Here is a 17,264-nt window from a genome sequence, read left to right as displayed (position 1 = left end):
AGGAGTGGTTTAAGATGACGACAAAACAATCAGGCACCTACTTCCCTGCCGGAGTAGTTGAAGAATTCCTGCCACGAATCGGAAGAGTAGTTGAGATTAAGGGCCATCAGCTTGCTGTCTTTCGTGCATCGGATGGTACCATCTTCGCTGCGGATAATCACACCCCCCACCCTAAGGGTGGGCCGCTGGCAGAAGGCATCGTGTCCGGGCATTATCTGTACGATCCGCTGTATGATTGGAAAATCGACCTGACTACCGGTCTTGTGCAAGCACCGGACAATGGGCAGGTGCAGATGTATCCGGTGAAGGTAGAGCATGGCCAGGTCTGGATTGAAATATAGCTCCATTGAAACGTTCAAAGATTGATGCAAAATAATGGGGGAAACCGTGATGTATACACCAAGTGTTGAAGCAATTATTGAAGCTGCGGTTAAAAAACGGGATCAAATGAACGCAAGCCTGTCACGATATATGGTTGCTGCCTTGATGGCTGGTGCCTATGTAGGGCTTGGCATCGTTCTGATCTTCAGTATTGGTGCTCCGCTCCTAGCGGCACAGTCACCATTGCAAACCATGTTGATGGGCATGTCCTTCGGACTCGCGCTCACGCTGGTCATCTTTGCCGGATCGGAACTGTTTACAGGTAACAATATGTTCTTTACCATGAGTACACTGGCAGGCCGAACCACAGTGAATGAAACGCTGAAGAACTGGGGGCTCGTCTTTGTTGGTAACCTGCTCGGCGCAATTCTATTAAGTCTACTCATTGTTGGTAGCGGTCTGTTCAAAACGGCCACACCGGAACATCTGTTATTCGTTGTCTCTGCCAAAAAGATGGCGGCGCCCGTGTCTGAGTTGTTCTTCCGCGGCATTCTCTGTAACTGGCTCGTCTGTCTGGCGATCTGGATGGCAGCTCGCTCCAAAGAAGATATCGCCAAACTTGTTCTGATCTGGTGGTGTCTGTACGCATTTATCGCAAGTGGTTATGAGCACAGTGTTGCCAATATGACTTTGCTGTCTTTATCCTGGCTACTGCCAAACCACCCGGATACAATCACGATGGCAGGCTGGTTCCATAACATGATTCCGGTAACGCTTGGTAATATTATCGGCGGTGCCCTCTTTGTTGGAATGGCGTATTGGTATACTTCTCCGGTACGTAAAAAATCATAATTCTTGATTCACCTGCACTTATGTAGCCTAGAGCACAACATCTACACACTGAAGCCACGATGGATGCCGAACTCACGTTCAGTCACACATCGTGGCTTTTTATTGTTTGTCGATAACCTGCGTACTCTCTCGTACGTTTCCCTTTCATCCTCTTGTCCTTCTATAGAGAATTAAAACTTCATTTTACCTTCGTCGCTATCCGCGTTAATCCACAGTTGACATAACTGGCGTATAGTCGATGGATACTCACACTTATAACTCAACCAGCAAAGGATGAACGCTTATATGGGAATTCACACGTACTTCAGGTCACTGAATGATCTTGAACGTATTATTCGTACACCTGGCAAATTCAAATTCGAAGAACATAGCGTATCCGCTCATTCCTGGAAAGTGGTACAGTACGCCAAAACGCTCGCAGATATTGAGGAGCAACATGGAACCACCATCGATTGGAAGAAGTTATATGAAATTACGAGCAGTCATGATTATGGCGAAATCTTCATCGGTGATATCAAAACACCCGTCAAACATTATTCACTGGAGCTGCGTTCGATGCTGCAAAAGGTGGAAGAAGGCATGGTTGAACATTTTATTAATGAAAATATTCCTGAAGAGTTCCAGCCTATTTTCCGCAGACAGCTGCGTGAGGGCAAAGACCAATCGGTTGAAGGACTGATTCTCGAAGTCGCAGACAAGATGGATCAGGTATATGAAGCCTTTGCTGAGCTCCAACGTGGCAATACGGAGAAGGAATTTATTGTTATGTACCGTTATGCCTTGGTCAAAATCAAAAATATCGACCTCCACTGTGTGCAGTATTTCCTGGAACAGATTCTCCCTGACATGATCGATGAAGGTATTCGCTCCCCGTTTGATATTCGCAAAATAACCGAAGAAGCTCTGGCCCAGTAATCAGCTCAAGTCAACATGGTGCTCATCATCCATGGACAGGGCTTTTTTTCGTTCCTGCAATTGCAGTCGGTACTCGCTAGGGTACATGCCCGTTTTGTTTTTGAAGATCCGGCTGAAATAGTGGGAATCACTATACCCTACCGCTCCACCAATGGTCTTGATATCCATATTCTCGTGCGTGACGAGCATGCGCTTCGCTTCATTAATCCGCAGACCTGTCATATATTTTAGCGGAGTCTCACCCGTTACTTTCTTAAAACACTTTCCCAGATAGTCCACACTAAAATGCATCTGTCCCGCCATGTCCTGGAGTGTAATCTCATGCATGTAATTCTGCTTCAAATACAACTTAACGGCCTCTGCGATATCCTCCGGCTTCACCTGCTCATCCAGCACGGCACTGACATGCGCAAGCGAATCCACAGCGCTCCCAAGCTTCAATTCCATCGCATCCAGCAGTGTACGAAGCTGTTCTTCCGATAATGGTTTGAGCAGATAATCCTCCACCTTGTAACTGATCGCCTGCCGTGCATATTCGAATTCATGATAACCACTCAGAATGACAATTTTCACATGCGGATAGGCAAAGTACAGATGTTTGGCGAGTTCCAATCCATTCATTACCGGCATCTGTATATCAGTTACAACCAGATCAGGTACGGAATGTTCAATGAGCTGTAACGCTTCCTGACCGTTCCGCGCTTCACCGATCACCTCGAACCGGGTGTCCAGCTCTCTGAATTTGCGCGAGACATTCCGGCGAATCAGGGCTTCATCTTCCACAATAATCGTTCTATATTTGATTGTCACGGGTTCGGTCATGCTCCTTTCGAATGGAACCACCTATTGTAATCTGGACACCGCCGGAAGGCTTGTTCGTAATCTGCATGTGGGCTGCCGTGCCATACCATAATTTCAATCGGACCCATATATTCTTGAGTCCCATGCCGTTGATTTCGAGATCAGGCATACGCTCCCACTCCTGTGACTGTTCGATGTAATGCATGATCTTGGCAAGTGCTTCGGGTTCCATGCCAGGCCCGTTGTCTTCCACATGGATCTGCCAGGTCTGCTGTACCGCATCCATAGCTCCAGTAATATTCAGTTTCCATGGCGGGGTATCACCCAGTCCATATTTCATGGCATTTTCGAGGAGTGGTTGTACCATCAGCATCGGAACCTGGATATACTTCATCTCTTCCGGAATATGAAACTCGTAGTGCAGATCATCCTCAAACCTAATCTTCATACACTCCAGATATCGCTCACAATAATTCAATTCTTGAGACAGGGGAACCCCGTTCTTACCCGGAGTAGAAATATAACGCAGCATAGACGCAATATTGGCGCAGAACGCGACAATCTGCTCATTCATGCCCTCTTCCGCCATGATGCTAATATTAGTGATGTTGTTATAGAGAAAATGCGGGTTCATCTGGGATTGCAGCGCCAGTAATCTTGCTTCTGTCTCCTGAGATTTCATCGCCAGCCTGTCCTGAAACGATTGCACAAGCTGTTGATTCAGCCGGATAAACGTATCATTCAGCTCATCCATCTCCCGGATAGAACCGGGATGCTCCAGTTTGAACAACTGACCGGATTCCTGTCCCGATAACAGATCATTCTCACCCGTTTTCTGAATAATGCGCTGCAAACGATGCAGCGGCAAAGTGACCCGTTTGGAAATCAGATACGAGAGAACCAGAATCAGCATGAGAGTAGCTAACGTCGCACCGATAAACATCACAGCCATCCGGTTGAGACTCGCGAAAAGGGACTGTTTGGACTGCATGACAATAACGGTCCATCCCGTCTCTTGTGAAGTCATGTACGTCATCATTTGTTTGGACTGATTCAAAGGATCGGTGATCTCCTGCATCGTATCAGGCGGAAATGAAAGATTTTGAATCAAGTCCACATCATCGAAATGGCCTGCTTGAGAAGCCTCGGCATCCGAAGAAAGTGGAAACAACCTTGTATTTTGTTCATCCACTACATAGATCCGAAGATCGTCGTTATTTGTCTGCAATTCATTCAAATGCTGAAACAGGGTTCCGGCATCCTGCAAAATCTCAACGACACCCTGGCTGACATAGTTGCCATCTTTGTATACCCGTGTAAGCGAAATGTAAGGTTGATCCGATTTCCCCTCGCCGGTCGGCATGGGCAAAGCTCCGCCCTCTAACAGTTGAATTACCCGCCATCCACTCCGCTCCCAGGTTTCCTTGTACCACGGTCGCTGAGTCAGGTCTACCGACAGTTGACCGTTGAATGCACCCGCTCCCAACATCTTGCCATTCACATCATAGATATTGGCCTGCTTGGCTGTATTGGAGCTGCTGATGATCGCAAGAATGACATCAATTAGTGTGGTTGTATCCTTATACAATGCTGGATCACTCGTCATTGTCTGCTCACTGCCTTCTGCTGGTGCCAAGTAGTGACTGAAGTGTTCTTTGACCAGATTGGAGTACACGATATTCATGGAAAAGTTGTTCATTTTCACCACTTCCTGATCCAGGTTACTGGCGATTGATACCCCCAGTTGTCTCTGCTGTTCTTCACTTCGCTGACGAATGTCACTTGCGAGAAAAACATACAGAAGCCCCGCCACAATCAGCGAAAAGATAATAAATACCGCAGAGTAATAGACAAACAGACTTTGCTGAAGCGTTCCAAATCGATACCGCAATTCCCACACACCTCGTCCTATGATGATATCTGTCACACCATTCGAAAATGTCCACCCAACAGAACGCTTTTGTCTATTGAGCACATCCCTTGTTCGCAGTAAAGTTATCCACATAAGAATACGCTTACATTAAGCGTTTCGGCAAGTGACAATTTTCTTTATATTCCGGGAGGTTCAATGATGAGAAAACGATTTCTATTTTCGCTTGCAAGTGTACTCCTGCTCTCCACTCTGCTGCTTGCCGGGTGCAACTCAGGTAAAAGTACGGAAGGTTCGGGTAAGGTGACTCTCACGTTTGGAACAAGTCAATCCGGTATTCCGCGTACAGGCATCATGCAGACGATGGCCAAGGAATATGAGCAGGAGACGGGTGTCAAAATTGACTTCCAGGTCGTCCCTGACGCACAGTGGCGGGACCTGATCAAGGTGAAACTGGCCTCTGGCGAAGCACCTGACATTTTCAATGTCGATGTGGACCCACTGAGCATGCCGGCTAACGTAAGACCGGAGGAAAATGCCATTGATCTGACCAATGAGGAATTCACAGGTCGGATGTCTGAAGAGATTTTGCCAACCGTCAGTCACAATGACAAGGTGTACGGGGTTTCTTTTGCGCCAACGAAAATCTGGTATGTGTACTATAACAAACGTATCTTCCAAGAGCTCGGCATAGAGCCTCCTACATCCTATGCCGAATTCAAGGCGATCAGCCAGAAAATTAAGGATAAAGACATCATTCCGTTCTATCAAGCACCTGCCAGCGGGTGGTATCAGGTTCTGCCTTTGTTCGAAACAGGGCCTAACTATGAGCAAACAACAGCGGGAACCTACGAGAAATTAAACAACAATGAGATGAAAGTCGCAGATATAACGCAACTCAAGACGGTCATTGAACAATTGAAGGAATTTGCGGATCTCGGTTATTTCGGCAAAGACTTCTTGTCTAATACGGTAGAAGCGGGAATTGAAGCGTTTGGTCAGGAGAAAGCGGCTATGCTGCTGCGGGTGCCAGGTACGGAAAAGGAAGTGTCCGAAGCGTATCCGGAAATGGAAGACAATATGGGATTCTTCGTCATGCCATGGGGTGACAATCAGACGATTGGAGTGAACCCGGGCGGATCGGCTGCGATGTTTGGTAACAAAAACAGTAAACATCCCGAAGAAGTGCTGAAATTCTTCCGCTGGATTACCGAGCATGATCATCTGCAGCGTGTGTTCGATGAAGGTGAAGGTAACCTGACAATCTGCTGGCCGGAAATCGAACCAAAGCTGACACAGGACTATATTGATTATGAGAAAAATCATGAAAAAGGTACGGTCATGCAGGCCGCTGTGAAATATATTGATCCACAATGGATGGATATTGGCAAGGACTTATCAGGTATGTTCGCCGGTGCAATGACACCGGATCAGATTCTGCAAAATATTGATAAACGTCGCGCTGAACAAGCCAAAGTGCTGAAAGATGAGAAGTGGCAGTAACAGCGCAAATCACAGATAAACATAAACGCTGAACAGCGTTACATGCAGCGGGCATTTGCCCGCTTGTGTATTTTGGCAGGAAGGAAAGGTGTTACGGATTATGAATGCAAACAAAATCTATCCCTGGTATTTCTCATCTGGAGCGATTGTATTATATCTACTGTTCATTGTCGCTCCCGCCCTGCTGGGCATCTATTACTCCTTCACCGACTGGAACAGTTATAGTTCGGAGAAGAACTTTATCGGTCTGGAGCATTTCCGCACCATTCTGGCGGGTGATCCGACCTATCTGCTTTTTATCAAAAACACAGTCCTCTTCACCCTGGTTACATCCATCGCCAAGACCGTTCTGGGCTTATTTCTGGCTCTACTCTTGGTTAGCGGTGTAAAGGCCGCCAATCTGCATCGGATGATTATCTTCTCACCACAGGTGCTGTCGTTCCTGATTGTTGGGCTTGTGTTCAAAAGTCTGCTTGACCCCAACAACGGGTTCGTTAACGTAACCCTACGTTCCATGGGACTGGACGTTCTCGCCCAGAACTGGCTGGGCTCCCTGACCTGGGCCATGCCATCCATTATGGCAGTGGATACGTGGAAAGGTATGGGATACATCATGGTGCTGTTCATCGCCGGACTGCTCGCCATTCCCCGTGATTATTACGAAGCAGCATCCATTGATGGCGCCGGGTTCGGGCAGAAGCTTTTCCGAATTACGATTCCGATGCTGATGCCTACCATTACCATCGCCACGGTGCTTAATATTACATATGGGCTGAGAGTTTTCGATGCCGTATACGTGTTAACCAATGGTGGCCCCGGTAACGCGACAGATGTGATTAACACGGCGGTCTATTCCTCTTTTGCCAAAGGGTATTGGGGACTGGGGAGTGCGCTATCTACCATTCTGTTTGTCATCATGGCAATCATCTCCTTTTTCATCATTCGTTTGATGAACCGAAAGGTGGAATACTGACATGCGATTGAGAAAAAGATTGGCTTCGATCGGGTTAAATGCACTCGCCTGGCTGCTTAGCCTGGTGGTCTTGATTCCTTTTGTGGTCATTGTACTGAATTCATTCAAGTCGGACGCCGAGGCCAAAGTGCTGAAGCTGACGTTGCCCGAGAAGTTTATTTTCGAAAATTACAAAATCGTCTATGAACAGGGACATTTGGGCGGTTCTTTTTTCAACAGTCTGCTGCACTCCGGGGTCTCTTCCCTGCTATTGGTGTTTGTTGTGGCATTCTCGGCCTTCACGTTATCCCGCAACCATTCGAAGCTCAGCAAGTTTCTGTACTTTTTCCTGATTCTTGGTATCACCCTACCGCTTAACTACATTCCGCTGATGGAAGTCATGAAGTCCATGGGTATGATCAATTCACATGTCGGCATGATTCTGCTCTATACGGCTATGGGTATTCCAATCTCGCTGTTCATTACATATGCGTTTGTGTCTAACATCCCGAAGGAACTGGATGAAGCCGCGATCATGGACGGATGTAATGGGATCAAGCTGTTCCTGAGAATCATTGTACCTTTGTTAACCTCGGTGCTGGTAACGGTATTTGTTCTTAATTTCCTGAGTGTCTGGAATGAGTTTACTGCCCCACTCTATATGCTGAATACAGTGGAAATGTGGCCGATGACGCTGGCTGTATATAACTTCTTTGGACAATTCAGTGCCCAGTGGAATCTGGTCAGTGCCGATATCGTGTTAACGTCATTGCCTGTGTTGATTGTGTTCCTCATTGGGCAAAAGTATATTGTAGGAGGACTGACTTCAGGGGCGGTTAAAGGGTAAGCTCCACCGACAATCCAAATACACAAACACATCTTGTCTAAGTACATCTGCTGACTCCTCAGCACAAAAAAGCCCTTGTCTGCTCATCGTGTGAATAACTTCTTCGTACAGAAGAAGTATTGCACGCTGCTGCGGACAAGGGCTTACGCTGTTGGATTCGAATTAATCGTGCGCCAACCCGCCAACATCGGATGGAGCCGCTATATCTGGGCTCTGTTCCAGAGATTTGATCATTTTCAAACGGGATGTGATTATTGCGATCAGAATAACAAACAGACCCGCGATGATAAACAGAAAGGCAATACCTCTGCCTGGCCCAGTTCCAATAATTTGACCAACGGACGAAGCCAGTGCTCCCCCCTCCATCAGCAACGGATTAAACACATGGTCGGCCAGAAATCCAGCCAAACTGTACGCGATAATAAACCCGAGTTGTGACAGAATACCAATGATTCCCCATACCCTGCCCTGCTTATCGTTGGCGATATTGTTTCGCACCAGCACATCTGCGCTCATATTGACAAACGGCAGTGATGACAGGAACAGAAAACCTGCGAAGATAATAAAATAAATGTTGGTGGATATCCCCAGAAGCGAGAAAGACAAGCCGCACAAAATTAGACCCATCACAAGCACACTTGCATATCTCTTTGTTATTGTAAATATGCCGATGCACAAGCTGCTAATCAGCATGCCGATGGCGCTAACAGACTGAAACGTTCCAAGTGTCTTTGCATCCGTGAATGACAGAAGCATCGGACCAATGAGTGTCTCCAGGAATCCCAGATAAAAGGTGACAAGTGAAATAATCACCACCAGCAACAGTACTCCCTTGTTGGTTACAACTTCTCTCCAGCCCTCTTGAATATCGGTGATCCAGTTTTTTCCTTCTCGATCCTCTCGCTCCACCTTCATGCTCTTCCGAATAACCAGCACAGCCAGAATGGCAACCAGGAATGTCAGAATATTAATGACCAGAATGACTTCAATAGTTGTTATACTAAGCAGAATGCCAGCAATGATCGGTGAAAACAGAAACTTCGAGGATTCAGCCAGTTGTACAAGACCGCTTCCTTTTGAGAATTGTTCCTTATCCAGCAGGTCCGTAGCAGAGGCCTTATATGCCGGGCTCTGCAACGCGGAAAACACGGAACTAAAGGCCACTCCCACATAGATATGCCATAATTGGATATCACCTGTGAGCATAATGGACAGAATGAAAATCAAACCGGCTGCCGACCCCAGGTCGCCGATAATCATCATCGTTCGACGGTCGAATCGGTCTGCCAGTACCCCTCCAATAGGTCGAAGCAGGATATTCGGCAGAAACGTGAATAAGGTAATCAATGCAACACTTGTTGCCGTATTCGTTTTTTCGAAGGCATACACCCCCAGGGAGAAGGCTGTAAGTCCAATCCCAATCATGGAGATGAGCTGACCAAACCATACGACCAGAAACTTTTTAAATGATTTTTGAACGGTATGTTCCATGGATAATACTCCTTTCTCGGCTAACCTTGATTCGGAAAATAAAGACGAGTGACGTAGGCGAAGCTTCCTTGTTCTGCTCCCAGCACACGTTCCATAATATGTGTGAATGCTTCAACCTTTTTTTGGAGTTCTTCCTCCTCCCATTGAAAGATGCCTCGATCCAGCAAAAATTGTGACGATACGAGCAGGAATTCGATGGATTCCTTTGGGTTAGGTGTATGAAATACCCCCTCCTGAATGCCCTGCTCTACCACCTCGGCCAAGATGGGACTTAATCGAATTACCGTCTCTACAAGACTCTTTTGGTGCATCTCCACATTATGAACACTGTGCAATTGCTCGATGAGATCATGTTTTCTGCCGTCAGGCTGATTCTGCGCCATCATGATGCGAAAAATTTTGTCATGGGCGTTCAGTTTGGGGTCGGACACCACGTGCCTGGCCGATGCCTCCCCACTCAGAATAAAACGCATCACGATGGCGTTCATAACCTCTTCCTTGGACTGAAAATAATAATAAAATGTACCCTTGGCAATGTTGCACGCCTGAAGGATATCCATGACCGTAGCTTTGGTGTACCCCTTTGTTATGAACAGAATCTCGGCGGCATCCAAAATCTCATTCCTGCGTTCTTCCGGGTTTTTTATCAGTCTCATATCCTGGCCTCCGATACGTTCGACCGACTGTCGGTCTATTGTAGTCATGGAGTTCTTTTTTTAGAACCCCATTTCAGTCAACCATTGCGCCAAATGGCTTTCCCTTGTTTTCAGATCCTGACGCTCTCTTGCATATTTTCCAATATTTCTGTCTGCAACCAGCTTACCGTCCATCATAAACAGTACACGTTCCGATCTGGCAGCGACTTTCACATCATGGGTCACCAGCAGAATGGTTGTACCGGTTGCATTAATATCGCCCAGAATATCCATGATTTCATACGTTGATTTGGAATTCAGCGCCCCCGTTGGTTCATCGCCGAATAAAATATCTGGATTATTGATCAGCGCACGGCAGATGGCAATCCGTTGAAGCTGTCCGCCTGAGGCTTGGGTGATGTTATGCCCAGCAAGCTCATCAATCCCCATTTTTTTCATTAATGACATTGCCCGTGTATTAATCGTTTCTCTGCTGCTATTCTTGGCCAGATACGCGGAAAGTACAATATTGTCTAACAGATTCAGATTCTTGAGCAGATGAATATTTTGAAAGATGAATCCCATCTTGGTCAAACGTAGACTTGCCAGATCCCTCTCCTCAAATGCCGATATTTTTTTGCCATTAAAATAGACACTTCCAGCACTAATCTGATCCATACCACTTATGTTGTACAGTAAGGTAGACTTGCCTGAGCCAGATGGCCCCATGATGGAAACAAATTCTCCCTTTTTTAATTGAAGGTTGATATCTTTTAAGATGTTATGTTCTTCATTCTCGCCGATCGCTACGGATTTATTCACGTCTTTAGCCTCAAGTATAGTTGTCATCGTTGATCCTCCCTATTCGACAATCATTTTGGATATGCTCGTTTCCTTGATCGATTGGATACTAATCCATGCTGTCAGTACAATCGTGCCTGCAAGTAACAATGGACACAAAATATATGCCTGTAACGGGTTAACAACAAAGACAATATTGGAAGCACCAAACGTCGACATAATGGCACTAACTAGCAACGGACCCAACGTATTGGACAATATCGTTCCAGTAACAACCCCTAAGATTAATATGACAAGTGACATCACGACATACTTGAACTTGATTTTAGACAAGGCAAACCCAAGGCTTCTTAGTACAGCAATGTCATTGTTGTCCTTGGCTACTAACATCTGAAGGAACAGTGCTGTAATTAAAATAGATATGAAGACACCGATGACCAAGGCCAGCATCGTCACCATTTTCAATTGTTGGATGGTTCCGCCTAACGTCTGATCCAGATAACCTTGAAGATCGGTTACTTTGGCTGGCGAGAAAGCCGCCTCATATTCAGCAATTTTGGTAGCCATGTCCCCGCGATTATTCAGATCCAAACTGACCACGTACCACAACACACTATCCTTGTTGTAAGGTAATAAGGCCTTCGCCGTTTTGCCACCATTCGTAACGTCCTGGTATATTCCGCTGACCGTCATCATCTGGTCCTTGCCATTAACCAGCAAGGTAAGTTGCTCACCAGTCTTCAGGCGCAGCTCGCTACTGTTGGCATCAGATAACGCAATTTCATTCTCGGTTGTTGGCGCATTACCGCTAACATAAGACAATGGGAAAATACTGAAATCCCCAGTTTCTACACTCAGATTGTCGTAACTTCCTTCCGCATTTTTAATCTTGAACTGGCTTGTTACCAATGGGGAATAGGTTTTGATGTCTTTATCATTTTGGATCTGGGCAACCAGATTGTCATAACGCTGCTCCACATCATCTGTGTGCCTCAAGTCAATGCGAATATCACTTTGTCCAACACCCATATAAGAAATAAAACTTGGCGCCTGCAAAGTGTTCAGGAAGTTGACCGGCACAATCATGATAAATGAACTGACTACAAAGACAAACAACAATAATCGGAACATCTTGATTCGCTGTATCACTTCCTTCAGACCAAGAAAGACAGGTACGGAAGACCAGCGATTGCGGGACAAACTAAGCCGGTTTCGAATGATCTGTGTATCGCCCAGGCTCCCGGTACGGAGAGCATCCACCGCGGAGATGGAACGAAAACGTCGCAGTACCGTTCGACAGAACAGAACAACCATGGCAAATATTATTCCAGCGGCTAATAACGGAATCGCGAAATGCAACAGGGTTGCGGGTGCTTTTCCCATATACAACATGATGTTGGAAACAAATAGTCTGTTAACGCCAAGTGATGCAATGTAACCAAGCACGGATGCAAATCCGGCCATAAATACATACTTCATCAGATACAGTCTCTTAATATCCTTCTCTGCGATTCCAATCGCTTTCATGACACTAATCTCACGATAATCCTCTTCGATGGTCGCAAGCATCGTGAATCGGATGCAAAGCATCGCAATCAGAATCAGCACAAGACTGACCAGAATAATAACGGCTGCAATAACTCCGTCGGTCATGGCATTCAGTACCTGGAACAGCCCATAGGTTACGACTGGACCCGCATTAGGAAGTCCGGCATTTTGGTAAGCCTGGGTAAATTCACTCGTCAGTCCGGGATCCGTCAACCGGAATTCGATGAGATACTCCATCTCTCCGATGCTCTGCTTCAGTTCCTGCAAATTCCCTGCACTCACGATAAACCGTTTGGAGTGCACAACCGATGGATTCATCTGAGCATCACGGACAAAATCAACGATGGTGTAAGAACGCTCAAATTGACCATTATCGATCCGAACCTGGTCGCCCACGCTCAATTTTTTTTGCTGCATGTAATATACCGGAACCGCGATCTCGCCATCGTTGACCTGAATAATCTCACTGTCCAGATTCAACAAATAGTCGAAACCCTGATTCTGTGTAACAAAGTCAATGTCCATAACACTGTTCTTTTCGGACTCTGCTCCGAGAAACAGATTAGAGCCGTCAATGTTGACCATTTCCACAATCTGATGCTGCTGGACCATGGCATTTTCTTCAGCCCATGTGTTCACTTTGGCTTGATCGATCTCTCCGGCATGCATTTGCACAAAGTGTGGTGTTTTGGATTCAGAAAATAGATATTGAATGGAACTCGTCAGTTCCATAATCATTCGTGACCCCGAAGATACCAGCAAGGCGGCCAACAGTACAAAAATAAACAACGCAGCCGTAATCCCTTTTTTTCTCGTTATATCGTTTCTCAGCATTCGTAGCAGCATAAACGAACATGGCTCCTCTCATCTACAAGTTGTTCCTATTTATCTGGAGTCATAAAGCTTGTCAGACAATGCGCCACCGTTGAAGGTTGATGCATCATGAACATATGAGCACCCTCTTTGATGGTTTGAAGCTTCATGGATGTGCCAAAATATCGGCCCCATCTCAACGCTGATTGAAGGGTAACAGTACGATCCCGTTCTCCCCACAGATACAATACCGGCAATGAGAGCGGCTCATATTCAAGCGTTGCTGCAGATTCCAGCATCCTGAAATCCGCCCGGATGACGGGCAGAAAATAATTCAATAATTCTTTTTCATGTATCAGTTCTTGCGGGAGAGCTTCATAGGAAAACAGATGATCAATCAGATTTTCGTCTGACATCCGATCATAATTCTGCATCCCGCATTCGTCAGGCGTGTTGCAGGCAGATAACACAAGCCGTAGCGTTTTAGCTACATCTGGACGTTCCTGACATAAGCGCTGCGCAACGAAGTAGGCTGTAATTCCTCCCAGACTATGTCCAAATAACAGACTGCCGGGCTGTATAACATCCAGCAGCTTGCTGGTATACAGTTCTACGAGTTGCTGCATATGCTCCAGGGGAGTTTCGGTGTTCAGACCATGACCCGGGGGCGTAAACGCCCAAATTTCCGTGTCAGGAAGGTACGGCACTAGGGGCTGAAAACTGTTGGAGTTGCCACCGAGATAAGGAAAACAGACCATTTGTCTGTTTCCCTCCCCCTTTTGTAACTGCTCCAAATAGATCGGTTCCATCACTTATCCACCACCATAACCAGGCTTACTTTCTTTCCAGAACATATGCAGGGAATGTCTGAAGTGAAGTATCCACATTTTTACGCTTGAAGATGACATGTATGACAATAGCCGATATTGCAAAAAAGAAGAATTGCATAATTTGAACTTGCGGATTAAAGTAGTACAAATCAATTTGACTTCCTGTGGCTACAAGCCAGAATGCAAGCAGATAAAACAGAAGTGTACCTTTGGTTGCATTGAAGATATAACTTTGGAACACGATAAATGCCATAAGCTGAACAACGTAGTATATGTAAGTGGTTGAGGTGCCAAAAGAGGAAATCAAGTATCCCGGAAGCACCCATAATCCGAACAACAGGCCGGTAATCAGACCACTTGTTATATTATTTTTTAACTTCCCTTGCAAGAATGGAAGCAAAAATCCGATCCAGCCAAACAGCCCACCAATCAGCCCCGTCTCCTTGATCAGATTCACAATTCCCAACCAGATCATTTCAGGTACACTATATGTCAGCTCAGGGACCGGTATGCCGAATAACAAGGAACCAAAGTGCATTGTTGATGCAAAGATGATGGAAATTCCAATAATGAGCGGTATCCAGAACAGGTCCTGTCTGCGCGGAACCAGCTTCATAAACATTCCTTTTAATGCTTCCTTTCCGCCCATCACATAACATGTAATTAATCCGGCAATGGAAGGTGAATACAGAGCAACGATCGCAAGTGGATGCATCAAGGTTAACTCACCTGTTATGGGTACAATAAAATCCGCAAAGAACATGAACAAACTTGCGATTCCATAACATGTGCCAAAGGAAATTCCCAAAAACAAATACATATATTTGTTGGACGGGCTGGTTGCCGGACTTGTGACTGGACGAATGGATGCCTGATTAGCTGTAATCATAGTGCCGCCTCCTTCTCAGTCAACTTTCTCTCAATAAGATCATGCAAACGGTTAATCGTGCAGAAATTAGCCAAATCCAGATCTTCATTTGCTATCTCAATCTGGAATCTACGCTCTACAAAGTCCACCAAACGCATCGCAAAGAGCGAATTGACGAACCGCTGCTCAAAATAATTGTCATTATCATTAATTTGAGTGTCCTCATGATCCATGGTGAGGTTGTTCCCGATAAACTCCCGAATTTCCTGACGATAATCCACTGCCCTTCCCCCTTGTTATTGATGTTGCCCCTCGGGCACTAAAACTTCAATGTAGTCTGGAAACTCTACAGCCTGCTGTAAATCATGATAAAACAGTACTCTTCCTTCCTGATCTGCAGATTGCTGCTTGAAACCGGCAAAGCGATAGCTGATATTCATCATCCGGTTCCTTCCGGTATCCCTAAAGTCCGCAAGCATCTGTTTGCCCTGCTTCTGAGCTTCACGCATGATATACGTTAGCAGTACACTCCCTGCTCCCCTGGACATCACTCTGCAAGACATTAGAAGCATGTTTAGCCGCCATACTTTCTGCTGCATGTGAATAAGTGCAAGCCCAATTTTGCCATACGTCCCGTATTTGTCTTCGAGTTCACACACCAATAACATATGGTCCTGCGAGGTCATCAGTTGGTGCAGCTCCTCGTAACTGTAGGTAATTCCCGTTGCATTTAGTTGATTGGTGCGAACGGTAAGTTCCTCTGCACGTTGAAGATCATCCTCAGTAGCCTCGTAAATGGAAAATTTCATGCCAAGCGTAGCCAGAAATTGTTCTGAAGGTCCCTCATACTGTTCCTCAGCCTGTTTACGGAGCGTATCCGCCTGGTACATCTGCCTTCTGCACGCAGAGTCGGCTGTAATGAATCGAGGCATCAGCCTTGGGTCATCAAGCATGGTTTCATATTGATCCGCATGAAGTACCTGGATGTCAGCATGTACACTTTGCACTTCTTCCAGTTCAAAAGGTTGATCATCCACAAACAGAATGGCATCCATGCCGATATTAATGTTCTGCTGAATCCGCTGAACAGAGACGGACTTCGCATCCCAATGGATTTCGGGATACAGAAAATATTCGGCGATGCCCAGTTCGTTTAGTTTCGCCCAAGCTAGCTCTGCATCATTTTTACTGGCAACAGAGTGCAAAATACCTCGCTGGTCCAGTTTTTCAATCACCTCCTTTAAGCCCGGCTTCAGTTGCACATCTGCAGATTCAAGCAAAACCCCATCCCATATGGTGTGGTCCAGATCCCAAACAATACACTTGATATCCTTGAGCTTTTCCATGGTCATGCCACCCTTCATCTTAGTAGGCATAGAATCCTTGACCCGTCTTCCGCCCCCACTGTCCTGCATCAACCATTTTCTGCAACATCGGACAGCATCGGAATTTGGGGTCCTGATAGCTGTCGTACAATACTTTCAATGAATGCACGACCGTATCCAGACCAATCAGATCCGCCGTCTCCAGAGGCCCCATCTGATAATTGAAGCCCTTCTTCATAATGGCGTCCACCTGCTCGGGTGTAGCGATTCCATCCTGTACAATGTACGCCGCTTCATTCATTAACAAGTGCGAGAGGCGATTAGAGACAAACCCGGGCAGATCCTCTATGACAACTGGACTTTTATCAAGAGTTTCCAAAAAAGCTACCATCTCATGTTCCGTACCCTGCGTTGTATGATGTCCTTTGATCACCTCCACCATGGATTTAACGGGAACTGGATTCATCAGATGCACCCCAATGACTCGACCTGGGTCAGGCAAAAATGAAGCGAGCTTTGTCACGGAAATACAGCTTGTATTTAGCGCAAATAAAGCATCCGGACGAACCTTGTGGGATAGTCGTGCGTAAACTTCCTTTTTCAACTCCAGGTTTTCGGTTACATTTTCAATAATGATACTTGCCTCTTCCACCCCTTCATCTTGTGTCTGGAACGAGATCCGTTCCATGATCTGATCCAGGGGCACCTGACCGTACCCTTGCTTCAGAAAGCAAGCTGAACGATATTCACGACGTATAACATCAGGGGCGTGTTCGATGACCGACGCCGAAATATCCTGCAAAATTACACGATAACCAGCCCTCGCGACATCCAGTGCTGTGGCGCATCCCATCACCCCTGCGCCAATGATTGCAATGAGTCGATTATGCAT

Annotated in this window: 17 protein-coding genes; 6 read left to right on the top strand and 11 right to left on the bottom strand. The window is 46.1% G+C overall.

From position 1 onward, the window contains the following. Positions 1-14 precede the first annotated feature (14 nt). The 3 genes from nirD to PAEAM_RS06155 all read left to right on the top strand — a co-directional run bounded on the left by nirD (position 15) and on the right by PAEAM_RS06155 (position 2,088). Positions 15-341, top strand: coding sequence for a nitrite reductase small subunit NirD (gene nirD / locus PAEAM_RS06165; RefSeq protein WP_100527003.1), 327 nt, complete (start codon positions 15-17; stop codon positions 339-341). A gap of 49 nt (positions 342-390) precedes the next feature. After that, a complete protein-coding gene (locus PAEAM_RS06160) occupies positions 391-1,173 on the top strand; it encodes a formate/nitrite transporter family protein (protein WP_100527002.1) in 783 nt (260 codons plus the stop codon). Positions 1,174-1,458: 285 nt separating this feature from the next. Continuing rightward, complete coding sequence (locus tag PAEAM_RS06155) at positions 1,459-2,088, top strand: YfbR-like 5'-deoxynucleotidase (RefSeq protein WP_091028327.1); 630 nt, start codon at positions 1,459-1,461, stop codon at positions 2,086-2,088. Here the strand turns inward: PAEAM_RS06155 and PAEAM_RS06150 are convergent, their stop codons facing one another. Beyond that, entirely contained in the window at positions 2,089-2,898 is an 810-nt protein-coding gene (locus tag PAEAM_RS06150; protein ID WP_036668535.1) for a response regulator transcription factor, read from the bottom strand. After that, a complete protein-coding gene (locus PAEAM_RS06145; RefSeq protein ID WP_243391281.1) occupies positions 2,882-4,789 on the bottom strand; it encodes a cache domain-containing sensor histidine kinase in 1,908 nt (635 codons plus the stop codon). The genes PAEAM_RS06150 and PAEAM_RS06145 overlap by 17 nt, the downstream gene beginning before the upstream one ends. Positions 4,790-4,957: 168 nt before the next feature. On the opposite strand from PAEAM_RS06145, the gene PAEAM_RS06140 reads away from it, so the two are divergent. From PAEAM_RS06140 to PAEAM_RS06130, 3 genes are all read left to right on the top strand, one after another. Beyond that, on the top strand, positions 4,958-6,262 hold the full coding sequence (locus PAEAM_RS06140; RefSeq protein ID WP_243391280.1) for an ABC transporter substrate-binding protein: 1,305 nt from the start codon (positions 4,958-4,960) through the stop codon (positions 6,260-6,262). Between the two features lie 100 nt (positions 6,263-6,362). Next, a complete protein-coding gene (locus PAEAM_RS06135; protein WP_017687164.1) occupies positions 6,363-7,235 on the top strand; it encodes a carbohydrate ABC transporter permease in 873 nt (290 codons plus the stop codon). Between the two features lies 1 nt (position 7,236). Continuing rightward, a complete protein-coding gene (locus tag PAEAM_RS06130) occupies positions 7,237-8,061 on the top strand; it encodes a carbohydrate ABC transporter permease (RefSeq protein WP_100527000.1) in 825 nt (274 codons plus the stop codon). 162 nt (positions 8,062-8,223) lie between these two features. On the opposite strand, the gene PAEAM_RS06125 is transcribed toward PAEAM_RS06130, so the two are convergent. The 9 genes from PAEAM_RS06125 to PAEAM_RS06085 are packed head-to-tail and all read right to left on the bottom strand — an operon-like array spanning position 8,224 to position 17,264. Next, complete coding sequence (locus tag PAEAM_RS06125; protein ID WP_074095940.1) at positions 8,224-9,552, bottom strand: MFS transporter; 1,329 nt, start codon at positions 9,550-9,552, stop codon at positions 8,224-8,226. A 20-nt stretch (positions 9,553-9,572) separates the two neighbouring features. Further along, positions 9,573-10,208, bottom strand: coding sequence for a TetR/AcrR family transcriptional regulator (locus PAEAM_RS06120; RefSeq protein ID WP_036615194.1), 636 nt, complete (start codon positions 10,206-10,208; stop codon positions 9,573-9,575). A gap of 60 nt (positions 10,209-10,268) precedes the next feature. Further along, positions 10,269-11,036: an ABC transporter ATP-binding protein gene (locus PAEAM_RS06115; protein WP_047843824.1), complete on the bottom strand. Its 768-nt coding sequence runs from the start codon at positions 11,034-11,036 to the stop codon at positions 10,269-10,271. A 12-nt stretch (positions 11,037-11,048) separates the two neighbouring features. Then, positions 11,049-13,382, bottom strand: a complete 2,334-nt coding sequence (locus PAEAM_RS06110) for an ABC transporter permease (protein ID WP_076214241.1) — start codon at positions 13,380-13,382, stop codon at positions 11,049-11,051. 35 nt (positions 13,383-13,417) lie between these two features. Then, on the bottom strand, positions 13,418-14,158 hold the full coding sequence (locus PAEAM_RS06105; RefSeq protein ID WP_036615200.1) for a thioesterase II family protein: 741 nt from the start codon (positions 14,156-14,158) through the stop codon (positions 13,418-13,420). A 25-nt stretch (positions 14,159-14,183) separates the two neighbouring features. Then, complete coding sequence (locus PAEAM_RS32110; protein ID WP_017687157.1) at positions 14,184-15,068, bottom strand: hypothetical protein; 885 nt, start codon at positions 15,066-15,068, stop codon at positions 14,184-14,186. Continuing rightward, positions 15,065-15,328, bottom strand: coding sequence for an acyl carrier protein (locus PAEAM_RS06095; protein ID WP_017687156.1), 264 nt, complete (start codon positions 15,326-15,328; stop codon positions 15,065-15,067). The genes PAEAM_RS32110 and PAEAM_RS06095 overlap by 4 nt, the downstream gene beginning before the upstream one ends. 15 nt (positions 15,329-15,343) lie before the next feature. Further along, a complete protein-coding gene (locus tag PAEAM_RS06090; protein WP_100527632.1) occupies positions 15,344-16,393 on the bottom strand; it encodes an HAD-IIIC family phosphatase in 1,050 nt (349 codons plus the stop codon). A gap of 19 nt (positions 16,394-16,412) precedes the next feature. Beyond that, positions 16,413-17,264 (bottom strand): 3-hydroxyacyl-CoA dehydrogenase family protein, encoded by an 852-nt coding sequence (locus tag PAEAM_RS06085; protein WP_100526999.1) that lies wholly within the window; start codon positions 17,262-17,264, stop codon positions 16,413-16,415.

The sequence above is a fragment of the Paenibacillus sp. GM1FR genome (assembly GCF_002803315.1).
GTDB classification, from domain to species: Bacteria; Bacillota; Bacilli; order Paenibacillales; family Paenibacillaceae; genus Paenibacillus; species Paenibacillus amylolyticus.
The sequence above is the reverse complement of the archived record's forward strand: the minus strand, read 5'-3'. Positions and strand labels throughout refer to the sequence as shown.

Excerpts from the sequence above, each read along its gene's own strand:
- PAEAM_RS32110 (WP_017687157.1), bottom strand. The coding sequence starts at position 15,068 with ATGATTACAGCTAATCAGGCATCCATTCGTCCAGTCACAAGTCCGGCA.
- PAEAM_RS06140 (WP_243391280.1), top strand. The coding sequence starts at position 4,958 with ATGATGAGAAAACGATTTCTATTTTCGCTTGCAAGTGTACTCCTGCTC.
- PAEAM_RS06160 (WP_100527002.1), top strand. The coding sequence starts at position 391 with ATGTATACACCAAGTGTTGAAGCAATTATTGAAGCTGCGGTTAAAAAA.
- nirD (WP_100527003.1), top strand. The coding sequence starts at position 15 with ATGACGACAAAACAATCAGGCACCTACTTCCCTGCCGGAGTAGTTGAA.
- PAEAM_RS06085 (WP_100526999.1), bottom strand. The coding sequence starts at position 17,264 with ATGCATAATCGACTCATTGCAATCATTGGCGCAGGGGTGATGGGATGC.
- PAEAM_RS06135 (WP_017687164.1), top strand. The coding sequence starts at position 6,363 with ATGAATGCAAACAAAATCTATCCCTGGTATTTCTCATCTGGAGCGATT.
- PAEAM_RS06110 (WP_076214241.1), bottom strand. The coding sequence starts at position 13,382 with ATGCTGCTACGAATGCTGAGAAACGATATAACGAGAAAAAAAGGGATT.
- PAEAM_RS06155 (WP_091028327.1), top strand. The coding sequence starts at position 1,459 with ATGGGAATTCACACGTACTTCAGGTCACTGAATGATCTTGAACGTATT.
- PAEAM_RS06115 (WP_047843824.1), bottom strand. The coding sequence starts at position 11,036 with ATGACAACTATACTTGAGGCTAAAGACGTGAATAAATCCGTAGCGATC.
- PAEAM_RS06120 (WP_036615194.1), bottom strand. The coding sequence starts at position 10,208 with ATGAGACTGATAAAAAACCCGGAAGAACGCAGGAATGAGATTTTGGAT.
- PAEAM_RS06130 (WP_100527000.1), top strand. The coding sequence starts at position 7,237 with ATGCGATTGAGAAAAAGATTGGCTTCGATCGGGTTAAATGCACTCGCC.
- PAEAM_RS06125 (WP_074095940.1), bottom strand. The coding sequence starts at position 9,552 with ATGGAACATACCGTTCAAAAATCATTTAAAAAGTTTCTGGTCGTATGG.
- PAEAM_RS06090 (WP_100527632.1), bottom strand. The coding sequence starts at position 16,393 with ATGGAAAAGCTCAAGGATATCAAGTGTATTGTTTGGGATCTGGACCAC.
- PAEAM_RS06105 (WP_036615200.1), bottom strand. The coding sequence starts at position 14,158 with ATGGAACCGATCTATTTGGAGCAGTTACAAAAGGGGGAGGGAAACAGA.